Source organism: Microbacterium sp. Ru50 (assembly GCF_002920555.1).
Taxonomy (GTDB): Bacteria; Actinomycetota; Actinomycetes; order Actinomycetales; family Microbacteriaceae; genus Microbacterium; species Microbacterium arborescens.
The window spans coordinates 1-588 of sequence record NZ_PQSV01000057.1; the positions used below are offsets into that span (position 1 = coordinate 1).

Below are 588 nucleotides of genomic sequence, written 5' to 3' on the forward strand. Positions count from 1 at the left end.
CGCTCGACCACCCACCGGTAGACGCCGAGGCCGGAGCCGTGCCCGGTGCCGCGCCGTGCGATGGCGGGCACGATGCCGCGGGCACGGACCTGCTTGCGGTAGCAGTCGTGGTCATAGCCGCGGTCCCCGTAGAGCGTCACCGCTCTGCGACGCGGTCGGCCGACCCGGCCACGGACGGGCGGGACGGCATCCAGCAGCGGCAGGAGCTGGGTGACATCGTTGCGGTTGCCGCCGGTCAGGATGACGGCGAGCGGTGTTCCATGCCCGTCGGTGATCAGGTGGTGTTTGGAGCCGGCCCGGCCCCGGTCGACCGGCGACGGGCCCGTCGCGAGCCCCCTTTTAACGCCCTGACGTGCGAAGAATCGACCACACAGCGGGACCAGTCCAGCTTCCGTTCCGCGTTCAGCTCGGCCAGCAGCACCTCGTGCAGCCGCTGCCAGACCCCGGCCTCGTTCCAGTCCCGCAGCCGCCGCCAGCACGTCATACCCGAACCGAACCCCAGCTCCTTCGGCAGGTACTCCCACTGGATGTCCGTGTGCAGCACGTACAGGATCCCGCACAACACCTGCCGGTCCGGCAACGGCTTCC

General features: G+C 70.4%; 1 pseudogene. It reads right to left on the reverse strand.

Annotation, left to right across the window (positions count from 1 at the left end):
- Window positions 1–588, reverse strand: a pseudogene (locus C3481_RS16235) (IS5 family transposase); the annotation flags it as partial.